The organism is Shewanella maritima (assembly GCF_004295345.1).
GTDB classification, from domain to species: domain Bacteria; phylum Pseudomonadota; class Gammaproteobacteria; order Enterobacterales; family Shewanellaceae; genus Shewanella; species Shewanella maritima.
In genome coordinates this window covers 1,035,000-1,056,208 of sequence record NZ_CP036200.1, presented here as the reverse complement: position 1 = coordinate 1,056,208, position 21,209 = coordinate 1,035,000, and the positions used below count along the sequence as shown (strand labels likewise).

The window sequence follows — 21,209 nt, the reverse complement described above, 5'->3', positions numbered from 1 at the left end:
GTCGATATCGCGATTGCAGACTTATTCGACTCTCAATTGACTTACTCGTCTTTCCGCAGACTTACTCGTCTAAGAACGACTTTAAGATTTCTGAGCGAGAAGGGTGGCGTAGTTTACGTAGTGCTTTCGCTTCAATCTGACGGATACGCTCACGCGTAACGTCAAACTGCTTACCTACTTCTTCAAGCGTGTGGTCAGTGTTCATGTCGATACCAAAGCGCATACGTAGCACTTTAGCTTCACGAGCCGTTAGGCCTGCTAACACTTCGTGAGTTGCGTTACGTAAGCTTTCACCTGTCGCTGAATCCAGTGGCAGCTCTAGCGTGGTATCTTCAATGAAATCACCTAAGTGCGAATCTTCATCATCACCGATTGGGGTTTCCATTGAGATAGGTTCTTTAGCAATCTTGAGTACCTTACGGATCTTGTCCTCAGGCATCATCATGCGCTCAGCTAGCTCTTCTGGAGATGGCTCACGACCCATTTCTTGTAGCATTTGACGAGAGATACGGTTTAGCTTGTTGATCGTCTCAATCATGTGCACAGGAATACGAATGGTACGTGCTTGGTCAGCAATCGAGCGAGTGATCGCCTGACGGATCCACCAAGTTGCGTAAGTCGAGAACTTGTAACCACGACGGTATTCGAACTTGTCTACCGCTTTCATCAGACCGATGTTACCTTCCTGGATAAGATCCAGGAATTGTAGGCCACGGTTGGTGTACTTTTTCGCGATAGAAATTACTAGACGTAAGTTCGCTTCAACCATTTCTTTCTTAGCGCGGCGAGCTTTTGCTTCACCGATAGACATACGACGGTTGATGTCTTTAATACCAGCAATGGTTAGGTCAGTTTCTTGCTCGATAGCTTCTAACTTACCAACACAGCGCTCTACGTCGAATTCAACCATGCGTAGGCCTTCTGCGTATGGTTTAGCGCTAGTTTTCTCTGCTTCAAACCACTCAAGGTTGGTTTCGTTGCTAGTAAATGCCTTAACGAAGTTCTTCTTAGGCATTTTAGCTTGTTCAACACACAGCTTAAGAATTAGACGCTCTTGAACGCGTACGCGGTCCATCATGGTGCGCATGCTTTTAACTAGTCGGTCAAATTGCTTAGGTACAAGACGGAACTCTTTAAATAGCTCACCGATTATGAATAGTGAGCCGATAGACTCAGGGTGGTCACGACCTTTCTCAGCGATAATTGCTAAGCTCTTTTCATAAGCCTCACGAAGTTGAGTGAATTTTTCTTTGGCTTCTTCAGGGCAAGGGCCTTTGTTGCCTTCTTCCTCTTCTTCGTCATCGTCGCCATCATCGTCTTCATCTTCAAGCTCTTCTTCAGAAAGCTCAGAACCAACGTGAGTCGCGGTTGGGGCAACGTCATCTTCGTCAGGATTGACAAATCCAGAGATAATATCAGACAAGCGAATTTCGTCAGCTTCGTACTGGTCGAATTGCTCCAAGATCATGGCGATTGCTTGTGGGTATTCACTCACTGAACATTGAACGGTATTAATACCTTCTTCAATGCGCTTAGCAATAACAATCTCGCCTTCGCGGGTAAGTAGCTCTACTGTACCCATTTCACGCATATACATACGTACAGGGTCAGTGGTGCGGCCTAATTCGCTTTCTACGGTAGCAAGGGCTGCGGCAGCTTCTTCAGCTGCATCTTCGTCTGTGCTGTCTTCCGACATCATCATGTCATCGGCATCGGGTGCTTCTTCAAACACACGGATACCCATGTCATTTATCATCTGGATAATATCTTCAATCTGGTCAGAGTCGACCATGTCTGCAGGTAAGTGATCGTTCACTTCTGCATAGGTTAAGTAACCTTGTTCTTTACCTTTAGCTAGCAACAATTTAAGTTGCGACTGCGGAGTTTGATCCATAGATATCATCCAAGTTTTGGTAACTGAAAATCGACCGCATCTTAACTGGGTTAAGATTTATGCGAATCGAACATTATAGCCTCGCGTTAGCTTGTAAGCTAGTCCGAGACTTTGTTCTAGCGCAGAAAAATCTGCTTTATTTGTTTTTGCCTTTCATTATCGTGATCAGTTTAAGTAGTTGTACTTTCTCTTCCTTCGACAATGGTTGTTTAAGGCTAAGCTCTTGATATCGCTGCTCGATGTATTTATCACTCAGCCATAATAAGGATTGTTTAAACTCGGATACCTGGTTTTCATCCGCCACTTGATGGTCCCATTGGGCCAATTTGATCAGCATCGAATGTTGTTGATGCTCTCTATATAGTTCAAGTAGTTGTGCGCTGTTCAACTGTTTGTCGCGAGTTATATCCAACAGGCTATTGAATAAGTCTATGCCTGTGAGCTGTATTTTGCTTAATGCTGGTTGCTTAGGTAAGCCATAGCCCAATTGTGGGGCCTGTACGAGTAAGGCAATCGCGAGCCTTAATGGCGTTCCTCTACCTTGTAAGCCCTTGGCATTTAGCGGTTTGGCTTTTTGTTCAACAAAGCCTAGTTTCTTTTTTAAGTCATCAGCACTGTTCATACCAAGTTTGTGCGCGAGGTTTTCGAGCAACAAGTTTTGTAGAACGGAGTCCTGAATCTTTTGGATAAGAGCAATTGCTTGTTTTGCCAATGCACCCTTATCGGTGCCATGAGTGCGAGTTAGTGTGTCAAACAGGAACTCAGGAAGCCCCATTGCTTGTTCAATTAACTGCTCAAAGGCTTGTTTACCGATTTGCCTCACCATAGTGTCTGGGTCTTCACCTTGCGGTAAAAACATAAACTTCACAGTGTCACCAGGTTTGAGCAAAGGTAATGCGGTTTCTAGTGCTCGCCATGCAGCTTCACGACCGGCATTATCACCGTCGTAGCAGCATACGACTTCTTTAGCACTGCGAACCAAAAGTTGAAATTGTTCTGCTGTGGTGGAGGTTCCCAAAGATGCCACAGCGTAGTCAACGCCAAACTGAGCTAGTGCGACAACGTCCATATAACCTTCAACAATGAGTACATGCTGTGGGTCACGATGCTGCTGTTTTAGCTCGTATAATCCATAAAGCTCATTACCCTTATGAAATATGGGCGTTTCTGGTGAATTCAAGTATTTAGGAGTACCGTCTCCTAACACTCGGCCACCAAAGCCAACCACACGACCGCGGCGGTCGCGAATTGGAAACATAAGTCTGTCGCGGAACCTGTCGTAACGTTTGCCATTATCGTTGGCAATTAGCATTCCCGCGGTTAGTAACTTGTCTTGCGCATCTTGATTTTGACGGTAACGGCTTAATAGTCCGTCCCAGCCATCGGGTGCAAAACCAATCCCGAATTTTTCAACCACTTCGTCACTTAAGTCACGAAAGGCGAGGTAGTCGACAACTTTTTGTTTGTCGCTGTGTTGACGCAGCTGGGTTTGGAAGTAGCGGTTTGCTTCATCCATCAACTCATATAAATCGCGGCTTAAACCATGGTCAACGCGTTTGCCAGTGCCTTTCTCTCTTGGTACTTCAAGTCCAAGTTGGCCGGCTAACTCTTCAATGGCATCAACGAATTCTAAGCGATCATATTCCATGACAAAATCAATCGCATTGCCGTGTGCACCACAGCCAAAGCAATGATAAAACTGTTTGTCGCGGCTGACGGTAAACGAAGGTGATTTTTCACTATGAAAAGGACAACAAGCCGTGTGATTTTTACCGGCTTTTTTCAACGGAACTTTGCGATCAATGAGATCGACTATGTCTGTGCGAGCAATAAGCTCATTGATAAAATCACGAGGGATCGCCATGAATTGCTAGTTACTCGACTTTTTACCTTTATCAATTGAGACTTTACGTTTATCAACTGATTAAAACAAACAAGCCGTGCAGGTGCACGGCTTATTCAACATTAAAAACCTACTAGTTTAATTTGGCACGGATAAGAGAGCTAATGGCTCCCATGTCTGCACGTCCTTGAACTTTTGGTTTTAATGCTCCCATTACTTTACCCATATCCGCCATGGACGCTGCACCAACTTGTTCAATAGTTGCGTCAATTAATGCTGCAACTTCTTCTTCAGTTAGTGGTTTTGGCAAGAAGGTTTCAATGACTTGAACTTCCAGCGCTTCAGCTTCAGCTAACTCCGGACGATTGGCTGCTTCATATTGAGCAATAGAATCGCGGCGTTGCTTTACCATTTTGGTTAAAACAGCTATCGCTTGTTCATCTGTTAAAGCTTCGCGTGTGTCCACTTCAACTTGTTTGATGGCGGCAAGTGCCATACGAATTGTTCCTAAGCGCACCTTCTCTTTGGCGCGCATAGCAACTTTCATTTGGTCTTTAAGCTGGTCTACTAGGCTCATAATGAGATATTAGTATAAACGTACGCGACGTGCGTTTTCGCGAGAAAGCTTCTTCGCAAGACGTTTAACTGCAGCAGCTTTAGCGCGCTTACGTGCAGTAGTTGGCTTCTCGTAGAATTCACGAGCACGCACGTCTGCTAGGATACCTGCTTTTTCACAAGAGCGCTTGAAACGACGTAGAGCTACGTCGAATGGTTCGTTTTCACGTACTTTAATAATTGGCATACGCCATCACCCCTTAGGTGTAGTTGTGTTGACCCGTTAAATCCCGAAAAATCGGCACCCAAATAGGCCAAAGGCTAATTAAAATGGTGCGGAATTTTACACCGACTAAATACGACTTGTAAACCCCTGAATGTATTTCGAAGATATCTGGGCGCTAGCTTGTTGATATTAAGCCAATAATCCTAGCATCTTAACGTACATAAGTTACGAGTCAGTGACATTCAGCTAGCTGATATCAGGTTGGTCTTCTTTAACGCGGCGCATTGTCGTCGAGTTCGGCTATGGCACACAACTGGCGCAATCTTATCTATATAGGTAGAATTAGCGCCCATTCCCTAAGCTGATTGAGCGAACAAGATAGAACTATGCGAGTAATAGGAATTGAAACCTCTTGTGATGAGACCGGTATCGCCGTTTATGATGACGAACAAGGTTTGCTATCACACATGTTATATAGCCAGGTTAAATTGCATGCAGACTACGGCGGAGTAGTGCCAGAGCTGGCCTCGCGCGATCATGTTCGTAAAATTGTGCCGTTAATTAAACAGGCGCTGAAAGACGCTAATTCAACGCTCGATGACATTGATGGTGTCGCTTACACCAAGGGACCAGGTTTAATCGGTGCACTGTTAGTTGGTGCCTGTGTTGGTCGCTCACTAGCATATTCTTGGGGCAAGCCTGCGGTTGGCGTGCATCATATGGAAGGTCATTTACTTGCTCCTATGCTAGAAGACGACGCGCCTGAGTTTCCATTTATTGCGCTTCTTGTATCTGGCGGTCACACCATGCTGGTAGATGTAAAAGGTATTGGTCAATATGAAGTACTTGGCGAGTCCGTTGATGATGCAGCCGGTGAAGCGTTTGATAAAACCGCTAAATTAATGGGCCTTGATTATCCGGGCGGCCCTCGTCTTGCCAAGTTGGCTGCTCAAGGTGAGCCTAACTGCTATAAATTCCCAAGACCAATGACTGATAGACCAGGGCTTGATTTTAGCTTTTCAGGTCTAAAGACCTTCACAGCTAATACCATTAATGCAGAGCCTGATGATGAACAAACTCGCGCTAATATTGCTCGCGCTTTTGAAGAGGCTGTGGTTGATACTTTGGCGATTAAATGTAAACGTGCATTAAAGCAAACAGGTTATAAACGCTTAGTCATTGCTGGTGGCGTAAGTGCCAATACTCGCTTGCGTGAATCTTTGGCTGAGATGATGAGCAACATCGGTGGTAAAGTGTTTTATCCACGCGGTGAGTTTTGCACAGATAATGGCGCGATGATTGCCTATGCAGGTTTGCAACGTTTAAAAGCGGAGCAAACTGAAGACTTAGCAGTTAAAGGGCAACCACGCTGGCCATTAGATAGCTTACCGCCTGTGTAACCGTTTTTGATACGCAAATACCTGAGTAAGTGTTAGTTTATTGAGAAAATGAAAGCCCGCTTAATCTAAGCGGGCTTTTTGTTGATTATTTTTGAATGCTGCTCAGCGTGTCAAAAGACTAAACGTCTCGAAGCATTAGCGTGTCAAAGACACTAGGCTTTCTTTTTTCGCGATACTTTAGACTCTTCGCCTATGCGCAGCCTTTCAATATTATCTTTGTGGCGAATAAGAATGAGTGTGGATAGCATGGCAGCAGGGAGCACAAAGCGTTCATCGAAAAACCATGTATATACTGGCGCAAGCACAGCGGTTGCCATTGCCGCCACGGATGAATAGCGAGTAATAAATACCAGTACAGCCCAGGTTATCATCAAGGTAATGGCTAAATCACCGCCAATCGGTGCCATCGCCCCAAAAGCCGTTGCTACACCTTTGCCGCCTTTAAAACCAAAAAACAATGGGAAGATATGCCCAAGACAGGCAGCAATGGCTATAAAGCCAAGTGATGGCGCATCGAGACCAATTTTATAGCCTATATAAGATGGCGCAGCGCCTTTAAGCATGTCGAAGAACAACACCATAGCCGCAGAGCTTGCGCCGCCAATACGCAATACATTGGTTGCCCCTGGGTTACCTGAGCCGTTGGTGCGCGGGTCTGGCAAACGACGAAGCTTACATACCAATATCGCACTTGAGATCGAGCCAGCAATATATGCAGCAGTGATCATCAAAAGGGTAATGGCAATGTCGTTCAACTTGGTTTCCTTACGCTTGTTAGGGTATTATCGCGCCTGCAAATTCTGGAAGAGACGTTATCAGATAATTTTTATGCCGTTATCCTACTGCTTTAATAGGCAATGAAAAAGGCTTATTGCGTAATATCTGTCAATATCCTATCCGCTAACCGTAAATAATTCTGCGTAATGATTGTTTTGAGCTACGCCTAGTCGCAAGCTTAAGGTCAAATGCAACAAGGAGTCGTAATGGATAAAGTGCTTATCCGTGGTTTAGAGATAAACACTGTTATTGGTGTTTATGATTGGGAAAAAACCATAGAGCAACGTTTACTCGTCGACTTAGACATGGCCTGGGATAACCGCCAAGCGGCTGCGACCGATGATTATCAGTATGCATTGTGCTACGAAACAGTATCTAACCGCGTGATTGAAAAAATCACCGAAAAGCCAATTGAGCTAATTGAAACGGTAGCAGAAATGATCGCCACGACTTTGCTTGAAGAGTTTAATGTGAGCTGGGTAAAGGTGGTAGTGAATAAACCTGGTGCAGTTAAGCAGGCGCAATCAGTTGCGGTTGAAATTGAGCGCAGCCAATCAGCGTCACAAGCGAGCTAAGCAGATGGCAACTATTTATATTAGTTTAGGCACTAACATTGAGCCCCATAAGCACCTTGGTGCAGGGCTTGTAGAGCTACAGCAATATTTTGGCAAGCTTGCACTATCGCGCGTGTTTGAAAGTGAACCCGTTGGCTTTAACGGCACTAACTTTCTAAATATGGTGGCAGCTGCACAAACTGAGCTGCCTATTGCCGAAGTGGTGGCTATTTTTAAGCAAATTGAGCAAGACAACGGCCGTATTCGAGGTGAGAAAAAGTTTAGCCCACGTAGTCTAGATATCGACCTATTGCTTTATGACGATGTGATATGTGAGCTGCCGGTAAGTTTGCCTCGCGGTGAAATCCTCTATAATGCTTTTGTGCTGTGGCCGATGGCGGAAGTCGCGCCGGAATTAACACACCCTATTGCTGGTAAAACTTATGCTCAGCTATGGCACGAGTACGACAAACCGTCGCAACAATTATGGCCAGTAGAATTTACATTTCCCGAGCAATTAACCCTATAACGTATTAAACGAGCTCGTAAACTAAGTTTCACTTTATTCATGGTAGAAAATCAGGCTTAATCATCGACTTAATTTTTCTTGCTTAGGTTTAAACTGCACAATAAGACCTAAGCAGAGATAGAGTTAGCATTGGTGGACACTGCGTAGTTTTTACTAATCAGGAAGTAGTTTCAGCCAATGCTAGTTAGAAGCTTTAAAGATAATAACAAGGAGTATTATGGACACTTTGCAGGTTATCTTACTGGCATTAATTCAGGGTTTAACTGAGTTTTTGCCAATTTCTAGCTCGGCGCACCTCATCTTGCCCGCGCAGCTACTCGGTTGGGAAGATCAAGGCTTATCATTTGATGTCGCAGTGCATATTGGCTCTCTGCTAGCTGTGATTATCTATTTTCGCGTTGAAGTCTGGACCATGCTTAAAGCTTGGCTAGCTAGTATTTTTAAAGGGCAGCATACTGAAGACAGTAAGCTCGCTTGGTGGATTATTTTGGCCACCTTGCCAGCTGTAGCCTTTGGCTTTGTTGCAAAAGACTTTATTCAAGAGCACCTTCGCGGCCCCGGCGTCATTGCAATTACCACTATCGTATTTGGTTTGCTGCTATGGGTGGGCGACAAGCTATCGCGCGATGAGCTAACCGAGTATCAAACAGGTTGGCGTAAAGCCTTGCTGATTGGTTTTGCTCAAGCTATTGCGATTATCCCAGGTACATCACGTAGTGGCATTACTATTACTGCAGCATTATTGTTAGGGCTTAAGCGCGAAGCAGCTGCTCGTTTCTCATTCTTAATGTCAATTCCCGTGATTCTTGGCGCTGCGATTCTAATGAGTAAAGATGCCATGAGTACGGATGCAGTGATTGACTATCAAGCAATGTGCTTAGGCATCGTGATGTCGTTTATCGCGGCTTATGCCTGTATTTTCTTCTTTTTGAAAATCATCAGTAAAATGGGCATGACGCCGTTTGTCATCTATCGTCTGGCCTTAGGCATAGTATTGTGCGGTTTTGTGTTTATGTAGCAGAGACTTACGCTGATAGTGATAAGTGTCTGTGATAATTGCCTAGTATGTTGTCCCTTATTGATGCCTTAGTTAAAGGCTGCGATTAACTGCCGTTGCCGCTAGAATTAATCACAAATATTGTTAAGAGTCGGGTTTACCCCGACTCTTTTGTTTAGCCGTCACTTATTCTCAACAGTGACTCGTTATAGCCGAGATTGATATGACCACCACGCCAGTTCGCTGTCCAATTTGCCAGTCACCGATGCAACTTCATCAAGCCTCAAACGGCTATTATTGTGATAACAAGCACCGCCTAGATAAGACTGAGCAAGGCTTTTACCCGTGCTTTATTAACAATAAAAACAAGCCGAAACCCATGACTCGCGCGCAAATGCGTGCAAAGCAGTTTTTGTTAGCATCGGGCTTGTATCAAGGCTTAGTGGATAAGCTCGCAGATGTAATTCGCCCGATGCACCAGCAAACTGTAGATAAAAAGCAGTCGCTAAACTGGCTAGATTACCAGTGTGGTGAAGGTTTTTATATTCGCCAGCTTAGCAAGGCTTTAGGCATCAACAGTGGTGATGAAAGTCAGATTGACGCTGTTAATTGTTATGGTTTTTCAGATGCTGAAAACGCGCTGTTTGCTGCCAGTAAGCAACAAACAACTGCGCAGTTATTTAACGGCTCAGTTAAGGGCTTGCCGTTTAATGATGAAAGCTTCGATCTCATTACTGTGCTGGATAGTCAGCTAAAGGGTAAAGAGTGCCAGCGCGTGCTTAAAGCCGATGGTCGTCTGTTACTTGTTGTGCCAACACCTGAACATTTACTTGAGCTTAGGCAGTTGCAGCAAGGTGATGTTGAACTAAAACCGACGAAGTTAAATTTACCGAGCGGATTAGAGCTAGTTGTTGATCACAGTGTTCAACTTGTGCAAGACGTTAGCGCTGAGCAAGCTCAAAGCTTATATGAGCAAACGAGTTTTGGTTGGCGCGCCAGTAAACAAGCGCAAAAAGTCACTCAGTTCTCACCAATGAAGTTAACTTTTGCCTGGCAGGTATTGGAGCTTGCAAAAGCGCGATAGACTTTTTGTAGTACCAGACTTGCTGGATGCAACCAACGGGATAAGTTAACTAGACCTGGTTGGCGAGGGGAATCGGCTGGTGAGCAGAATGGTTGGTAACTGGGTTTAGCGATTTTAGATTGTAGTGAAAGTTGTTGGGGAGAGTGCCTTGATTGTATGCGAGTTTAGATAAGCTCTGTAATTTAGATAATCTCACTAATTTTATACTCGAACAAAAATTAAGGCTTGATACTAAAACCACTTGTGAGTGACTTTAGTATCAAGCCTTAATAATCAACCTATAAAATAAGCTAATTTAAATGGCGATTACTTCTTGTAAGAAGAAGCCATGTTGTCTAAACGGTCGTTAGCACGTTTAGCTTCAGCTTGAGCGTCCATTGCAGCTGCTTTAGCGCCTTTAACGTCAGCAGAAAGTTTGCTTTGCTCAGATTTTAGTGCACCCACTTCAGCAGATAGTTGGTCTACTTTGTTACCTAGGTTTGCAACGCTTTCTTCTAGAGCAGTAGTGTTAGCACAGCCACCTAAAAGAGCAGTTAAAGCAACACCAGCAATCATCATAGTTTTTTTCATGGGTAAATCCCTTAATCAAATAGGTTGTAGATAATGCAGAACATATTTCTGCACCATTGTCTTTACGACAGTAACGTCTAAACGACACACAATATTTCAAATACCATGGGTAGATATAAGATATTGCTTTAAATTAATGAATTCAAGCAAAAATGTGGGCTACACCACCAAAAAACATGGCCTTGGTTGGGTTTTTGCACAAATTTACGCAGAATCCACTGAATATAGGTAAATCCTTGTTTTACCTAGCTGCACCTTTGTTAGATGTGCCAGTGTCATCCATCTGTAAACATTTAGTATAAATGGTGAATATGAAGTTTGAGTTAAAATCGCGCTTTTGACTGAGCGGCTTTATACTCAGCAATCACCTCAATACGCTGTTTGCTCAGCTGCTGCTTGATATCAGCCCCTTTAAACCCTGCTTCAACAATAGGTTTGACCGCAATCTCTGACGCCAAATTAAAACATTGAGTGACATACTCAGCTTGCGGGTAGTCCTTATCTTCAAATCCAGTGCGGCCTCGAATATCACTGTGGCAGCATACTAGCAATTGACTGAGTCTTTGTGGCTTACGCCAAAAGTCGGCTTTGTCGAATATTTTGAGTAAGGTTTCAGCTCGTAGCTCAAACGCATTATGGATGTTCTGGTGCTGATCGCTCATCAGCAAGGCTAAATCACGTAGCTCATTCGGTACGCGAATACGACTGCAGAGTTGCTTAATTGGTGCTAAACCTTTTTGGCCGTGACCATGGTGCTTTGGCCATTGATCTTTTGGGGTTAATGCTTTGCCTAAGTCATGGGTAAGTGCGGCAAAACGCACTGCTTTATCTGTGGTTAATTTGGCGGCTTGCTCTAGCACCATCATGGTGTGGATGCCGCTGTCTATTTCAGGGTGCCACTTTTCTGGTTGCGGCACACCGAATAATGCATCTATCTCTGGCAATATCTCTTTAAGTGCGCCGCATTGCCTGAGTACCTCAAAAAACACCTGCGGCTGAGCGCAATCGAGCACTTTGTCGATCTCTTGCCAAACTCGCTCTGCAGTTAGCGCTTTTAACTCGCCTGAGTCCGCCATTTGCTGCATTAATGCCACGGTCTCACTGGCAACGGTAAATCCTTGCGGAGCAAACCTAGCGGCAAAACGCGCGACTCTCAGTACCCTAAGAGGGTCTTCACTAAAGGCGGCGGATACATGACGCAGAATGCGGCTTTCAAGATCTTTAATGCCGTTATACGGGTCGTGTAGCTTGCCCGACTCATCTTCAGCAATGGCATTAATCGTTAAATCGCGGCGCAATAAGTCTTGTTCAAGAGTAACAGTTTCATCAGCGTGGCAAACAAAGCCTTCGTAACCACGGCCACTTTTGCGCTCAGTACGCGCGAGCGCATACTCTTGCTGGGTTTTCGGGTGTAAAAAAACCGGGAAGTCTTTACCAACCTGTTGAAAGCCTTTATCTAACATGGCTTCGACCGTGCTGCCGACCACCATATAGTCTTTGTCTTTCACTGGAAGGTTTAATAATTTATCGCGAACTGCGCCGCCGACGAGAAATACTTGCATGTGTGCTAGTGCTGATTTTTGATAAAGAATACTGGCAAACAGCTTACCAGAGATCGATTTTCGCGGCTAACTTTTGACATCACCTTGCGCAGGTATTAACTTGACGCGGTACTGTCAAATTAGGACTCAAGTCGGATGTATAAAGCCTTTTATGGATTAACTGACAATCCATTCTCTATTGCCCCAAATCCTCACTATTTATTTTTAAGTGATCGCCATAAAGAAGCACTGGCCCATTTAACCTATGGCCTTGGGGAAACGGGTGGCTTTGTGTTGTTAACTGGTGAAGTCGGCACGGGTAAAACCACAGTGTCTCGTTGTCTATTACAGCAGCTTCCAGAAAATACCGACACTGCATTTATTCTCAATCCGTCACTGACTGAGCTTGAATTGCTCGCAACCTTGTGTGATGAGTTGGGGATTAAATATGGTGAAAACCCAAGCCTTAAACAGCTTACCGATTTGATCAGTCAGTTCTTGCTCGCAAATCATGAGAAAAAGCGCAATACCGTATTAATTATCGATGAAGCGCAGCATCTTCGCTCTGAAGTGCTCGAGCAGCTGCGCTTACTGACAAATCTTGAAACCGACACCAAAAAGCTGTTGCAAGTTATCCTTATTGGTCAGCCTGAACTGCAACAATTATTGAAGCGCCAGGATCTGCGTCAGCTTGCGCAGCGAATTACTGCTAGATACCACTTATTGCCGCTTTCAGTTGAAGAGTTAGGCTTTTATGTACGTCACCGTTTGCAAGTGGCTGGTCGCCATGAACCACTGTTTACCAACAAAGCCATTAAGGTGCTACATAAATACAGTGGCGGTATTCCAAGATTGACCAACCTACTATGTGAACGTGCGCTAATGGCAGGCTACGGGCAATCAAAAGTGCCGGTTGATCATAAAATGGTGAATCAGGCTGCTAAAGAAGTGTTAGGCGCTGATGAAGTGATTGAAAGCAAGCGCTGGCCGTGGGTGTTAGCTGGGTCGTTGGTAGTAGCTTTTGTTGGTGTGCTGCTTGTGTTGCAACAGCTAGATGGAGACTCATCAAATCAGCAAGTTGCTGCCAAAGTTGAGCAAACCGATAGTGCGCAAACTGTCAATACACAAGCATCTTCTAAGCAGACTTCTGTTAAGCCACAAGCACCAAAGGGAATTGAGCAATCGATATTACGCACGGCAATGAGCAGTGCTAAGCAAATCGACCACGCTTACTCGGCGCTGTTTGGTTTATGGCAAAAGCAACCGATTATTGGGCTGACTTTTTGTCAGGCCGCGACTCAGCAAGGGTTAGCTTGTTACCAACAGCAAGGCAACTGGAACAGTGTTGCTCAGCTTAATTACCCAGCGGTTGTGTACCTTTATAACAATGCTGGCGATAACTTTTATGGTGTCGTGGTTGAGCGTCAAGGTGAGCAGATTTTACTGCAACTATCTGAGCAACAGTTTTGGGTAGATAAAGCCTGGTTCGAACGTCATTTCGCTGGCACCTTTGAGATCCTTTGGGCGGGTGCAGATAACACTCCGCGCGAAATTGGCCCAACCGCAAGCCTTTCGCACGCTCAGTGGCTTGAAAATAGTCTAGCCAGTATTCAGCAGCGCCCGTCTCGCTTATTAAGTAATTTTGATCAGCAACTATCGCAACATGTGATGGAGTTTCAGCGTCGTAATGGCTTAAAAGCGGACGGTATTGCGGGTAGTCAAACACTGGTGAAAATACACTTGTTGCTAAGCCAGCACGGGCCAAAACTGTCTCGTACATCAAGCCAAGCTTCATTTAACCTTTCACGCAATCAGTCAAAATCTATAGTGAATAACGCGAGCGGGCAGGAGCTGAGCTAATGTCGATTTTATTGGACGCTGTGTCGAAGCAAAAGCAGCAACAAAACCAACAGCAGCAATCGCCAATTGATATGGTAACCCAGCCCGCGCCTGTAACTGCAAAGCCAAAGGTGCAGTTGCCATTAGCGGTAAAGCAAACACTAGGTTTAGTTGTTACAGTGAGTTTAGGCGGCGCGCTCGCCTGGGCAAGCCATACTTGGTTGCTTAGCCCTAAAACTGTAGAAACTCAGACTAATGGCAGTCAAGCTAACCAGACAAGTACTGCAAAGCTCGCTGAGCAAACCGCTGCAAGTAAACTGTCGCAGCTGCCTGATGATATCAAAACAAATGTTAACCCGTCTGAATCTAGCACTAACGTGCGCTTGGCGGGGAAAGTTGCCTTGCCTGTTGCAAAGCATTATTCGGCGACAGCAATCAGTAATACTCGACCTGTGCAGGGGCAAGTTAACCAACCTAGTTATCAGCAAACTTTAGAACCGTCAGCTTCAAGCATTCAGCCTTCGGGAGTTGGTCAAAATGTGGCTGCAACTTATGCATCAGCTAACCAAAATGCTCAATCTATAGCGGAATCTCAGCTATTAGAGCCCACCGACTCTGGCATTACCTTAGCGCAGCTTGAGGCCTTAAGTTATCAGTACGATGTTGAGAATGGCTTGGTGTCAACTGGTGCAGCTAACCAAGCCTCACAAATGCCTGACTTAGCAGCAAATACGAATGTTAATGAGCAAGAGCCGATTATTCTCGGCGCTAATCCGAATGAACGTGGACGCAAAGAGTTAGCCAAGCTTCAATATGAAGTCGATAGCGCGGCTAAATCCGTCAACTTTGAACAAACTAAGGTTGAGCAGGCTGAGCGCAATAACTTGATGCTCGCTTTTGAGGCTGCCCTAAAAGAAGTTGAGTATGAGCAATCAGCGAATCAGTCTGTAACCGCAGAGCAGCTTGATCCTATCCCTAAAACGCAAGATAAGGTGCTTCCTAGCTATGGCGACTTACCTGCGAGCGTACAATTACAAGTGCCTGAGTTTAATATTGTCGCCCATGTCTATTCATCAGAGCCAGCGCAGCGTTGGTTAAATGTAGATGGCGCTGAGCTGCAACAAGGTGACAAAATCGGCGGTAAGATGACCATTATTGAAATTCGTCCGCGCGATGTGATTTTAGATATCGACGGCACTGAGTTTAAAGTGCCAGCGATTTAAGTTTGTCATAATTTTTTAGCTGGTTAACACTTTAGTTAACCGACTGTGCTAAAAACAAAAATGCCTTTTATCTCGTTCGATAAAAGGCATTTTTTATGCTTTATTTTTATGCTTATAGGTAAGCCCTAAAACTTAGGCTTGTATTCAAACGACTGCGACGCTGTTGAGTCGCTAAATACTTCAATTACCTGTTTTTTATTGAACATGCCGTTAACCAGGTTGTTAGGAAATACCTGAATACATGAGTTAAAGCTGGCAACGTTTTGGTTGAAGATACGCACCGCTGCACCGACGTTTTCTTCTTGCTCGGTAATTTCATACATAAACTTCGAGAACGACTCAGATGCGCGTAGCTCTGGGTACGCTTCTACCGCCACATTGATGCCTTTAATTAGCTCTTGTGATTGCTGGTCAATTTGGCTTTGCAGCTTAGTATCAATCTCACCATCTTTTAGGGCGTTAATGCCTTGGCGCAGCGCAGTGATCTGCGGCAAGATTTGCTTTTCATAATCTTGATGCTGCTGCAAAACGCGGTCTAACTCGGGAATGATACGACCACGTTGGCGCTCTTGGGTAAGCACGTCAGCCCAGCCTCGCTGCACCGAGTTATGCTCTTTAACGATGCGGTTATAGATAATCCACATGCCGAGTAACACTACGCCGGCAATTATTAATAAAATCATAGAAGCGTCCATTTTTAATCCTTATCGAGTTGGGCCGACACTGTGGTGAATAATCTTATTTACGAAGCCAAATATGCGATTAACTGTATCAAGCGAGGTGTCGTTTAACAGCTCGTTTTTAAACGCGCGTGGACTCGTTATATCGTGATCCATTTTGGGGTTAAGTAGGTTGGCTTCATTTTGGTTGATGAGCAAGCTGCCATCAGCTGCAAACTCGATGGTGAGTTGCGGTAATTGTTTACCAAGCGCTTCGCAGGCGACAACCACCACGGGTTCAAGGAACTTGGCGGCTTCAAACTCGCTAGCGGTTTGTACATTAAAACGTTTTTCAAACTCGCGCGATGCCGGCATAAACTTCTCTGGCCAATGTTTTTTCGCTCTAAGCTCGCTCATGACTAGGCTGTGGCATTTATTAATCGGCGGGAAAATGACCCCTTCACGATGGTAGTGATCGTAAACGGTGCGAGTACGGGTTTGAGTATTCCCCTTGCTATCGGTCTCAGTATAGGTTTCTTGGCGCTGGTCAACATAGTGATGATGAATTACGCTAGCGCGGATAACTCCGGCTTGGGTATGAAAGTCAATTTCCTTGCCCCACTCAATATTGCGGCTGTGATTACCACGCTGAAAATCAACAAACTTGCTTTGGGCTTGCGCCAAAAATATACCATCACACTCAGTCATATTATAGAGATGCTTAATGGTTTCATCGCGCAGCAGCTTGGAAGTGCTTTTAATACGCTTATGGCGAATGGTTAGGGTGATAACGCAGCCAATTATGACGCTAAATAGCAGCGCAAACGCCAGCCAATGAGTCTGTTGATAGTATGAAAAGCTATAGCCCAGACGGTCGAGATACAACCATAGTCCGATACTGGCGATGGTGCCAAGTAGCAGCGAAATATAATGGTACTGATTGCGATACTTGGTGGCATAGGGCAGGGCAATAGCCTGATCAAGGCAGTCTTTAATGGTATCAATCGAGGCTGAACCCGCTGCCTGGCGTTTTAGCTTGGCTAAAAACTGGCTAAGCTGTTTATTATTGTAGGGTTTATCCATCCTTTGAGGCTGGCTGGGCGTTGACATAATCCGTCCTAGTCAAAATCATTACCGCTATACTATCTAGTCGCTAACTTGTGTAAAGTGTTGTTTTTAATAAATTTGAATTAACACTATTCAGACTTAGAGTTCTACCGAGTGTTACCCCGTTTGTTGCAGTAGGAGCATGCTATGGCTAGTTTACAAAGGATTGATCATATTCATATCTATGTGTCCAACCGCGAGCAGGCTGTTGATTGGTATCAACAGGTGTTAGGTTTTCATGTGATTGAAGCGCTTCGTTTTTGGAGTAAAGATGGCGGCCCGTTAACCATTAAGCATGGCGATATTCACCTTGCCTTGTTTGAGTCTGATGCCAATAAGCGCACGACAGTTGCATTTGGGGTTAGTGCTGAAGATTTTTTAGCCTGGCAAACGCAACTAAATCAACACAATGTGGTCTCTAAAGAGTACGATCATGATTTAAGCTGGTCGATTTACTTTAGCGACCCATTTGCTAATCCGTTCGAGATCACCACGTATGAGTATGATGAGGTAAAGGCGCTTAAAGCTAAGCTTTCCTAATCTTACCCGTCCGATAGACGAGATTATTCAAACTCGGCTTTCACTTCGAATTGCATCGGTGCGCCCGTATCCGGGTGATTAAAGCTTAATTGCTGGGCATGGAGGTGTAATCGCTTATCGTGCTTGCCATATAAGTCATCACCAACGATCGCCATGCCTAATCCAAGGTGGTGGGCGCAGTGCATTCTTAGTTGATGAGTGCGCCCAGTTTTTGGGTATAAGGCTAATAAGGCTTTACCATCAATCACGCGCTCAAGCTGCCAGTGTGTTTCGGCATGCTTGCCGTGTTCATAACACACCAGCTGCTTAGGTCTATCATCGAGATCGACTCGCAGTGGCAAGCTGATATCACCGCTTTGCTGCGCTGGCACATCGTCAATTAATGCCACATAACGTTTACATACAGTGCGTTCAATAAACTGCTGCACTAACGCTTTGTTGGCTTCGCTAGAAAGGGCGATAACCATCAAGCCTGAAGTAGACATATCAAGACGGTGAACAATTAGCGGCCCGCTAGCTTTCGGATAGCGCTGCTTCATTCGTGTTTGCACCGAATCGCTAATATGTTTACCCGCAACTGATAGCATTTCAGCAGGCTTGTTAATGACTACGATGTGCGCGTCTTCATAAATAATTTCGATTTGTTTATCCGCAGCGGTATTGATCAGTAGCGGGTCTGGCTCGACATTTAGCCCTTGTAGCATGTGGCCAAGTATAGGGCGACATTTGCTGTGACAGGCTGGATAGTAGTTTTTATGCTGCTTTACTTCAGACTTAGGCGCTTTACCCCACCAGAACTCCGCCATTGCGATGGGCTCAAACTTATGGGTAAAGGCGTACTGCAGTAGCTTAGGTGCTGCGCATTCTCCTGCCGCCGCTGGTGGCAAGTGATTTGGGGTATCAGCAAAAATCGCATTGAGATCTTTAATCTCACCCAAGCCATTGTTGAATTGGTATTGAGCAAATAGTTGCTGTTGTAATTGGTTCGAGCGTTGTTTACGAGCCGCCTTTAAGCCTTGTAATTCGTCAGTTAATTTATCTAACGCGCGCTCAACTTCAGTGATTCGCTCAAGCCAATGCGCTTTTATTTCAGCCAGATGGTTTTTTTGCGTCACGCTTTGGCGACTAAGTTCTATCGATAAGTTATTAAATGCTTGCTCGGTAATGACTTGCTGCTCAAGTTGCGCTTGTGCCTGCTTGCGTTGTTCTTTTCGTTGTTTACGTCCAGTTACCATTAACTGCTGTTGAGTTTGAACAGCTTGGTCTCGCTGCTCGGTTAGCGATCGCTTGTTAACTTGGAATTGCATGAGTTGCTCACTGTGACTCAGCGACTCAATTTGCGCATTGATTTGGTTTATTTCTTGGCTCTGCTTGGCGAAAAAGCTGTCTTGCGTCAGCATGTCGAATACAGGTGGTACAAACGGAGACAGTAGATTTTGATCGGCAAGCTTGCCTGAAAATGCCGCAATAAAACCCAGCTTGCCCTGCTGGTTTTTAACCACCAATACACCAAACATCTTACCGACAGCAGATTGTTGCTCATCACTGTCATTTAAACCAAAGTTATGCTGCCAAGGGTTAGGCTCAAGATAATCTTGTTGCAGTTGTTTCGCCGCTAGCTCAGACAGCGCATGCGGCTGATAATAGAAGGGAAATGTAAATTTCTCAGGCAAAGCGATTTGACTGATATCATCATTAAACTCAATAAAGCAGTCTGCATCGTACGCATTGGCATTGATATCAGCTTGTGCATTATTTATTGAATCGCTCGTTTTCACCGACATATTACAACTAACAACCTAAAATAAAATTCGCGCTATTTTACCTTGATAGTCTTAAGCAACCAAATTGAAATCTAAGTGCATAGATGAGTCTTTTCACTTGTAATAAATTCAGTTGCTTAGCGTTTTACTCTGACCCAATTTGCTGCTTTAGTTGTTGGAAGTGGTGTTGATAAGCTCTTTAAAGGTATCGCCGTTAAATTCAATATCTTTGATATAGCTAAAACCAGCTTTGTTGATGTGAGCCGCAAAAGAGCGGGCGTTATCTTGATGAACATAGGTGTAAACAAACTGGTAGTTTGTTGCCATTTCCATTGCGCTGTACTCGTAAAGTTTGGCAAATACTCCTTGGCCGCGGCACTGCTCACCCACACATACAGGTCCCCAAAAATAGCTATTTGCTGGAGTGATAACACCTTGTTTATGGCTAATGTTCACTAGGCTTTCACTTAGCTGAGTCAGCGTGGCAGAGCACTGCCAAAACTGCCATGAAGCACAAACCGCCATGGCGACAATTTGCCTGCGTTGCTGAGTAACGCTGAGTTCAGAGTTATAAGGCCCAGAGGTATTGAGTTCTTTTACTTTCGACTTGTCAGCTTTTAGTTCAGCGACGTCTAACTCAGCGATGCCTAACTCAGCTACGTAAACCGTTTGTTCTGTTTCGATGATGTGAGTGAGTTGCTCAGCGCTTAATACAGTATTGAGAAACCCTTGCGACTTATCTTGCCCGTCGAGACTGTCGATATGGCAGGATTGCTGCAAAGCAACTAATTGGCTGACATCTTCAATAGTTGCGCGTCGATACATCATCTTGAGCCCTCTTTAAAACAGAATAAGCTTAAGAGCCTAGCAAGCTTGGGAATAGGTATCTGTTCTTTAGATAACGCTTAAGCGATTCCATTTGGAATAAAACTACTTTTTAAAGTTGATTTTAATCAATGCTTTATAGGTTTACTCTGACCCAATTTAGATAAGTAGTTTAGTGTTGTAGTCGTAGTGGTGGGCTTGCAGTAATAGGGCATTTACTCCAACTTGAGTTTTCTATACTCTGTTCAAACGAGTGTTTGATTTTATTGCTGAGCAAGTTAGAGAGAAGTTGCCTGTGACCATCTATCAAAAGATTGCCAAAGTTGGGCCTAAACTAATAGGTCAAGATAAGCTGTTTAAATACGGTTTTAATTGGCTGCCTATGTATCGTCGCAGTACTGGGCGGATCGTATCGGTGTCGAAAGACTTAACCGAGGTGACTATGCGTTTACCTTTGTCTTACCGTAACCGCAACTATGTAGGCTCTATCTTTGGTGGCAGTATGTTTTCTGCGGTTGACCCAATTCCTATGGTGCAACTGATTAACCTGCTTGATAGTCAGTATGTGGTGTGGGATAAGTCAGCTGAAATCTACTTTAAAGCGCCAGCCCGTGAAGATTTATATGCAGACTTTGTATTTACTGAGCAAGAGCTTGAGCAAATCAAGCGCGATGTTGAGCAGCAACAAGAAATCAACCTGATTAAAACTACCCAATTAACCAACAAAGCCAGAGACAAGGTATTTTGCGAAGTGAAGAAGACCTTGTATATCTCCACTAAAGCGCACTACAAGAAAAAGCGCGCTAAACGTCAACAAGCTAAAGCGGAGCAAAGCTAAACCAATCAGCAATTTTAATTCTCGATTCTCAAAGCTTAGCCCTCAAAGCTAAGCCACAAGCTCAAACCTAAGCCATTAGCTCAGCGCCTAGGCCTATTGTTGTTATCTGGCAACAGTTTGTGAACTTTATCGCTATATATCAACAAATCTTGGCTCGTTATTATTACCTCACTGTCGCAGCTAACTAGGGCGTGTTGATCTTTGCTGATTAGAATTTGTTCGAATTAAAAGCACTTTAATCGCGACGCGAGCGATGACGTCTAGTCACCTAAACAAATTCGCTCGCAACAAAGAGTAAAGTGCTTTTAAACGAACCTTTCAGGCAGCGCTTGTTGTCATTTCTACTGCGTTAACGACTTATCATGTGGAACAACCACACATCAAAGTCGTTGCCTTGTATAAATTTCCAACAAGCAGCTGCAAAAATAATCTTGAAAGATCAACA

The 21,209-nt window shown here is 44.5% G+C and carries 20 protein-coding genes; 9 read left to right on the top strand and 11 right to left on the bottom strand.

Annotation, left to right across the window (positions count from 1 at the left end; translation table 11 throughout):
- Positions 1 to 61: 61 nt before the first annotated feature.
- The 4 genes from rpoD to rpsU all read right to left on the bottom strand — a co-directional run bounded on the left by rpoD (position 62) and on the right by rpsU (position 4,539).
- Positions 62 to 1,894 carry an RNA polymerase sigma factor RpoD gene (gene rpoD, locus EXU30_RS04465; protein ID WP_130598008.1) on the bottom strand — a complete coding sequence of 611 codons (1,833 nt, stop codon included), beginning with the start codon at positions 1,892 to 1,894 and terminating at the stop codon, positions 62 to 64.
- A 136-nt stretch (positions 1,895 to 2,030) separates the two neighbouring features.
- Positions 2,031 to 3,758 (bottom strand): DNA primase, encoded by a 1,728-nt coding sequence (gene dnaG, locus EXU30_RS04460; protein ID WP_130598007.1) that lies wholly within the window; start codon positions 3,756 to 3,758, stop codon positions 2,031 to 2,033.
- A 112-nt stretch (positions 3,759 to 3,870) separates the two neighbouring features.
- The gene (locus EXU30_RS04455) at positions 3,871 to 4,314 is read right to left on the bottom strand and encodes a GatB/YqeY domain-containing protein (protein WP_130598006.1); all 444 of its coding nucleotides are present in this window, start codon (positions 4,312 to 4,314) and stop codon (positions 3,871 to 3,873) included.
- Between the two features lie 9 nt (positions 4,315 to 4,323).
- Positions 4,324 to 4,539 (bottom strand): 30S ribosomal protein S21, encoded by a 216-nt coding sequence (rpsU, locus tag EXU30_RS04450; protein ID WP_006080725.1) that lies wholly within the window; start codon positions 4,537 to 4,539, stop codon positions 4,324 to 4,326.
- Positions 4,540 to 4,904: 365 nt separating this feature from the next.
- Between rpsU and tsaD the strand changes: the two genes are divergently transcribed.
- Positions 4,905 to 5,918, top strand: a complete 1,014-nt coding sequence (gene tsaD, locus EXU30_RS04445; RefSeq protein WP_130598005.1) for a tRNA (adenosine(37)-N6)-threonylcarbamoyltransferase complex transferase subunit TsaD — start codon at positions 4,905 to 4,907, stop codon at positions 5,916 to 5,918.
- A 152-nt stretch (positions 5,919 to 6,070) separates the two neighbouring features.
- Here the strand turns inward: tsaD and plsY are convergent, their stop codons facing one another.
- Complete coding sequence (gene plsY, locus EXU30_RS04440) at positions 6,071 to 6,646, bottom strand: glycerol-3-phosphate 1-O-acyltransferase PlsY (protein ID WP_423213375.1); 576 nt, start codon at positions 6,644 to 6,646, stop codon at positions 6,071 to 6,073.
- A gap of 255 nt (positions 6,647 to 6,901) precedes the next feature.
- Between plsY and folB the strand changes: the two genes are divergently transcribed.
- The 4 genes from folB (at position 6,902) to EXU30_RS04420 (ending at position 9,859) form a co-directional block, all read left to right on the top strand.
- Positions 6,902 to 7,270: a dihydroneopterin aldolase gene (folB, locus tag EXU30_RS04435; RefSeq protein WP_130598003.1), complete on the top strand. Its 369-nt coding sequence runs from the start codon at positions 6,902 to 6,904 to the stop codon at positions 7,268 to 7,270.
- A gap of 4 nt (positions 7,271 to 7,274) precedes the next feature.
- Positions 7,275 to 7,778 carry a 2-amino-4-hydroxy-6-hydroxymethyldihydropteridine diphosphokinase gene (gene folK, locus EXU30_RS04430; protein ID WP_130598002.1) on the top strand — a complete coding sequence of 168 codons (504 nt, stop codon included), beginning with the start codon at positions 7,275 to 7,277 and terminating at the stop codon, positions 7,776 to 7,778.
- Positions 7,779 to 7,995: 217 nt separating this feature from the next.
- The gene (locus EXU30_RS04425; protein WP_130598001.1) at positions 7,996 to 8,796 is read left to right on the top strand and encodes an undecaprenyl-diphosphate phosphatase; all 801 of its coding nucleotides are present in this window, start codon (positions 7,996 to 7,998) and stop codon (positions 8,794 to 8,796) included.
- A gap of 202 nt (positions 8,797 to 8,998) precedes the next feature.
- Positions 8,999 to 9,859, top strand: coding sequence for a methyltransferase domain-containing protein (locus EXU30_RS04420; protein WP_130598000.1), 861 nt, complete (start codon positions 8,999 to 9,001; stop codon positions 9,857 to 9,859).
- Positions 9,860 to 10,165: 306 nt separating this feature from the next.
- On the opposite strand, the gene EXU30_RS04415 is transcribed toward EXU30_RS04420, so the two are convergent.
- Complete coding sequence (locus EXU30_RS04415) at positions 10,166 to 10,429, bottom strand: Lpp/OprI family alanine-zipper lipoprotein (RefSeq protein WP_130597999.1); 264 nt, start codon at positions 10,427 to 10,429, stop codon at positions 10,166 to 10,168.
- Between the two features lie 323 nt (positions 10,430 to 10,752).
- Entirely contained in the window at positions 10,753 to 11,991 is a 1,239-nt protein-coding gene (locus EXU30_RS04410; RefSeq protein WP_130597998.1) for a multifunctional CCA addition/repair protein, read from the bottom strand.
- A 135-nt stretch (positions 11,992 to 12,126) separates the two neighbouring features.
- Here EXU30_RS04410 and EXU30_RS04405 point away from each other — a divergent pair, with 135 nt between their 5' ends.
- Entirely contained in the window at positions 12,127 to 13,830 is a 1,704-nt protein-coding gene (locus tag EXU30_RS04405) for an ExeA family protein (RefSeq protein ID WP_130597997.1), read from the top strand.
- Positions 13,830 to 15,032, top strand: a complete 1,203-nt coding sequence (locus EXU30_RS20500) for a general secretion pathway protein GspB (protein WP_242620320.1) — start codon at positions 13,830 to 13,832, stop codon at positions 15,030 to 15,032. Before EXU30_RS04405 ends, EXU30_RS20500 begins: the two co-directional genes overlap by 1 nt.
- 125 nt (positions 15,033 to 15,157) lie before the next feature.
- On the opposite strand, the gene EXU30_RS04395 is transcribed toward EXU30_RS20500, so the two are convergent.
- Positions 15,158 to 15,715, bottom strand: a complete 558-nt coding sequence (locus EXU30_RS04395) for a LemA family protein (protein ID WP_130597996.1) — start codon at positions 15,713 to 15,715, stop codon at positions 15,158 to 15,160.
- 21 nt (positions 15,716 to 15,736) lie between these two features.
- On the bottom strand, positions 15,737 to 16,801 hold the full coding sequence (locus tag EXU30_RS04390; protein WP_130597995.1) for a hypothetical protein: 1,065 nt from the start codon (positions 16,799 to 16,801) through the stop codon (positions 15,737 to 15,739).
- A gap of 144 nt (positions 16,802 to 16,945) precedes the next feature.
- Here EXU30_RS04390 and EXU30_RS04385 point away from each other — a divergent pair, with 144 nt between their 5' ends.
- Positions 16,946 to 17,338, top strand: coding sequence for a VOC family protein (locus EXU30_RS04385; protein ID WP_130597994.1), 393 nt, complete (start codon positions 16,946 to 16,948; stop codon positions 17,336 to 17,338).
- 23 nt (positions 17,339 to 17,361) lie between these two features.
- On the opposite strand, the gene EXU30_RS04380 is transcribed toward EXU30_RS04385, so the two are convergent.
- Positions 17,362 to 19,122 (bottom strand): RluA family pseudouridine synthase, encoded by a 1,761-nt coding sequence (locus EXU30_RS04380; RefSeq protein ID WP_130597993.1) that lies wholly within the window; start codon positions 19,120 to 19,122, stop codon positions 17,362 to 17,364.
- 147 nt (positions 19,123 to 19,269) lie between these two features.
- Positions 19,270 to 19,929, bottom strand: a complete 660-nt coding sequence (locus tag EXU30_RS04375; RefSeq protein WP_130597992.1) for a hypothetical protein — start codon at positions 19,927 to 19,929, stop codon at positions 19,270 to 19,272.
- Between the two features lie 250 nt (positions 19,930 to 20,179).
- Here EXU30_RS04375 and EXU30_RS04370 point away from each other — a divergent pair, with 250 nt between their 5' ends.
- Positions 20,180 to 20,764 carry a DUF4442 domain-containing protein gene (locus EXU30_RS04370; protein ID WP_207234101.1) on the top strand — a complete coding sequence of 195 codons (585 nt, stop codon included), beginning with the start codon at positions 20,180 to 20,182 and terminating at the stop codon, positions 20,762 to 20,764.
- Positions 20,765 to 21,209 lie beyond the last annotated feature (445 nt).

Excerpts from the sequence above, each read along its gene's own strand:
- EXU30_RS04375 (WP_130597992.1), bottom strand. The coding sequence starts at position 19,929 with ATGATGTATCGACGCGCAACTATTGAAGATGTCAGCCAATTAGTTGCT.
- folB (WP_130598003.1), top strand. The coding sequence starts at position 6,902 with ATGGATAAAGTGCTTATCCGTGGTTTAGAGATAAACACTGTTATTGGT.
- tsaD (WP_130598005.1), top strand. The coding sequence starts at position 4,905 with ATGCGAGTAATAGGAATTGAAACCTCTTGTGATGAGACCGGTATCGCC.
- EXU30_RS04455 (WP_130598006.1), bottom strand. The coding sequence starts at position 4,314 with ATGAGCCTAGTAGACCAGCTTAAAGACCAAATGAAAGTTGCTATGCGC.
- EXU30_RS04385 (WP_130597994.1), top strand. The coding sequence starts at position 16,946 with ATGGCTAGTTTACAAAGGATTGATCATATTCATATCTATGTGTCCAAC.
- dnaG (WP_130598007.1), bottom strand. The coding sequence starts at position 3,758 with ATGGCGATCCCTCGTGATTTTATCAATGAGCTTATTGCTCGCACAGAC.
- EXU30_RS04420 (WP_130598000.1), top strand. The coding sequence starts at position 8,999 with ATGACCACCACGCCAGTTCGCTGTCCAATTTGCCAGTCACCGATGCAA.
- plsY (WP_423213375.1), bottom strand. The coding sequence starts at position 6,646 with ATGATCACTGCTGCATATATTGCTGGCTCGATCTCAAGTGCGATATTG.
- EXU30_RS04425 (WP_130598001.1), top strand. The coding sequence starts at position 7,996 with ATGGACACTTTGCAGGTTATCTTACTGGCATTAATTCAGGGTTTAACT.
- EXU30_RS04415 (WP_130597999.1), bottom strand. The coding sequence starts at position 10,429 with ATGAAAAAAACTATGATGATTGCTGGTGTTGCTTTAACTGCTCTTTTA.
- EXU30_RS20500 (WP_242620320.1), top strand. The coding sequence starts at position 13,830 with ATGTCGATTTTATTGGACGCTGTGTCGAAGCAAAAGCAGCAACAAAAC.
- EXU30_RS04380 (WP_130597993.1), bottom strand. The coding sequence starts at position 19,122 with ATGTCGGTGAAAACGAGCGATTCAATAAATAATGCACAAGCTGATATC.
- EXU30_RS04405 (WP_130597997.1), top strand. The coding sequence starts at position 12,127 with ATGTATAAAGCCTTTTATGGATTAACTGACAATCCATTCTCTATTGCC.
- folK (WP_130598002.1), top strand. The coding sequence starts at position 7,275 with ATGGCAACTATTTATATTAGTTTAGGCACTAACATTGAGCCCCATAAG.
- EXU30_RS04395 (WP_130597996.1), bottom strand. The coding sequence starts at position 15,715 with ATGATTTTATTAATAATTGCCGGCGTAGTGTTACTCGGCATGTGGATT.
- rpsU (WP_006080725.1), bottom strand. The coding sequence starts at position 4,539 with ATGCCAATTATTAAAGTACGTGAAAACGAACCATTCGACGTAGCTCTA.
- rpoD (WP_130598008.1), bottom strand. The coding sequence starts at position 1,894 with ATGGATCAAACTCCGCAGTCGCAACTTAAATTGTTGCTAGCTAAAGGT.
- EXU30_RS04410 (WP_130597998.1), bottom strand. The coding sequence starts at position 11,991 with ATGCAAGTATTTCTCGTCGGCGGCGCAGTTCGCGATAAATTATTAAAC.
- EXU30_RS04390 (WP_130597995.1), bottom strand. The coding sequence starts at position 16,801 with ATGTCAACGCCCAGCCAGCCTCAAAGGATGGATAAACCCTACAATAAT.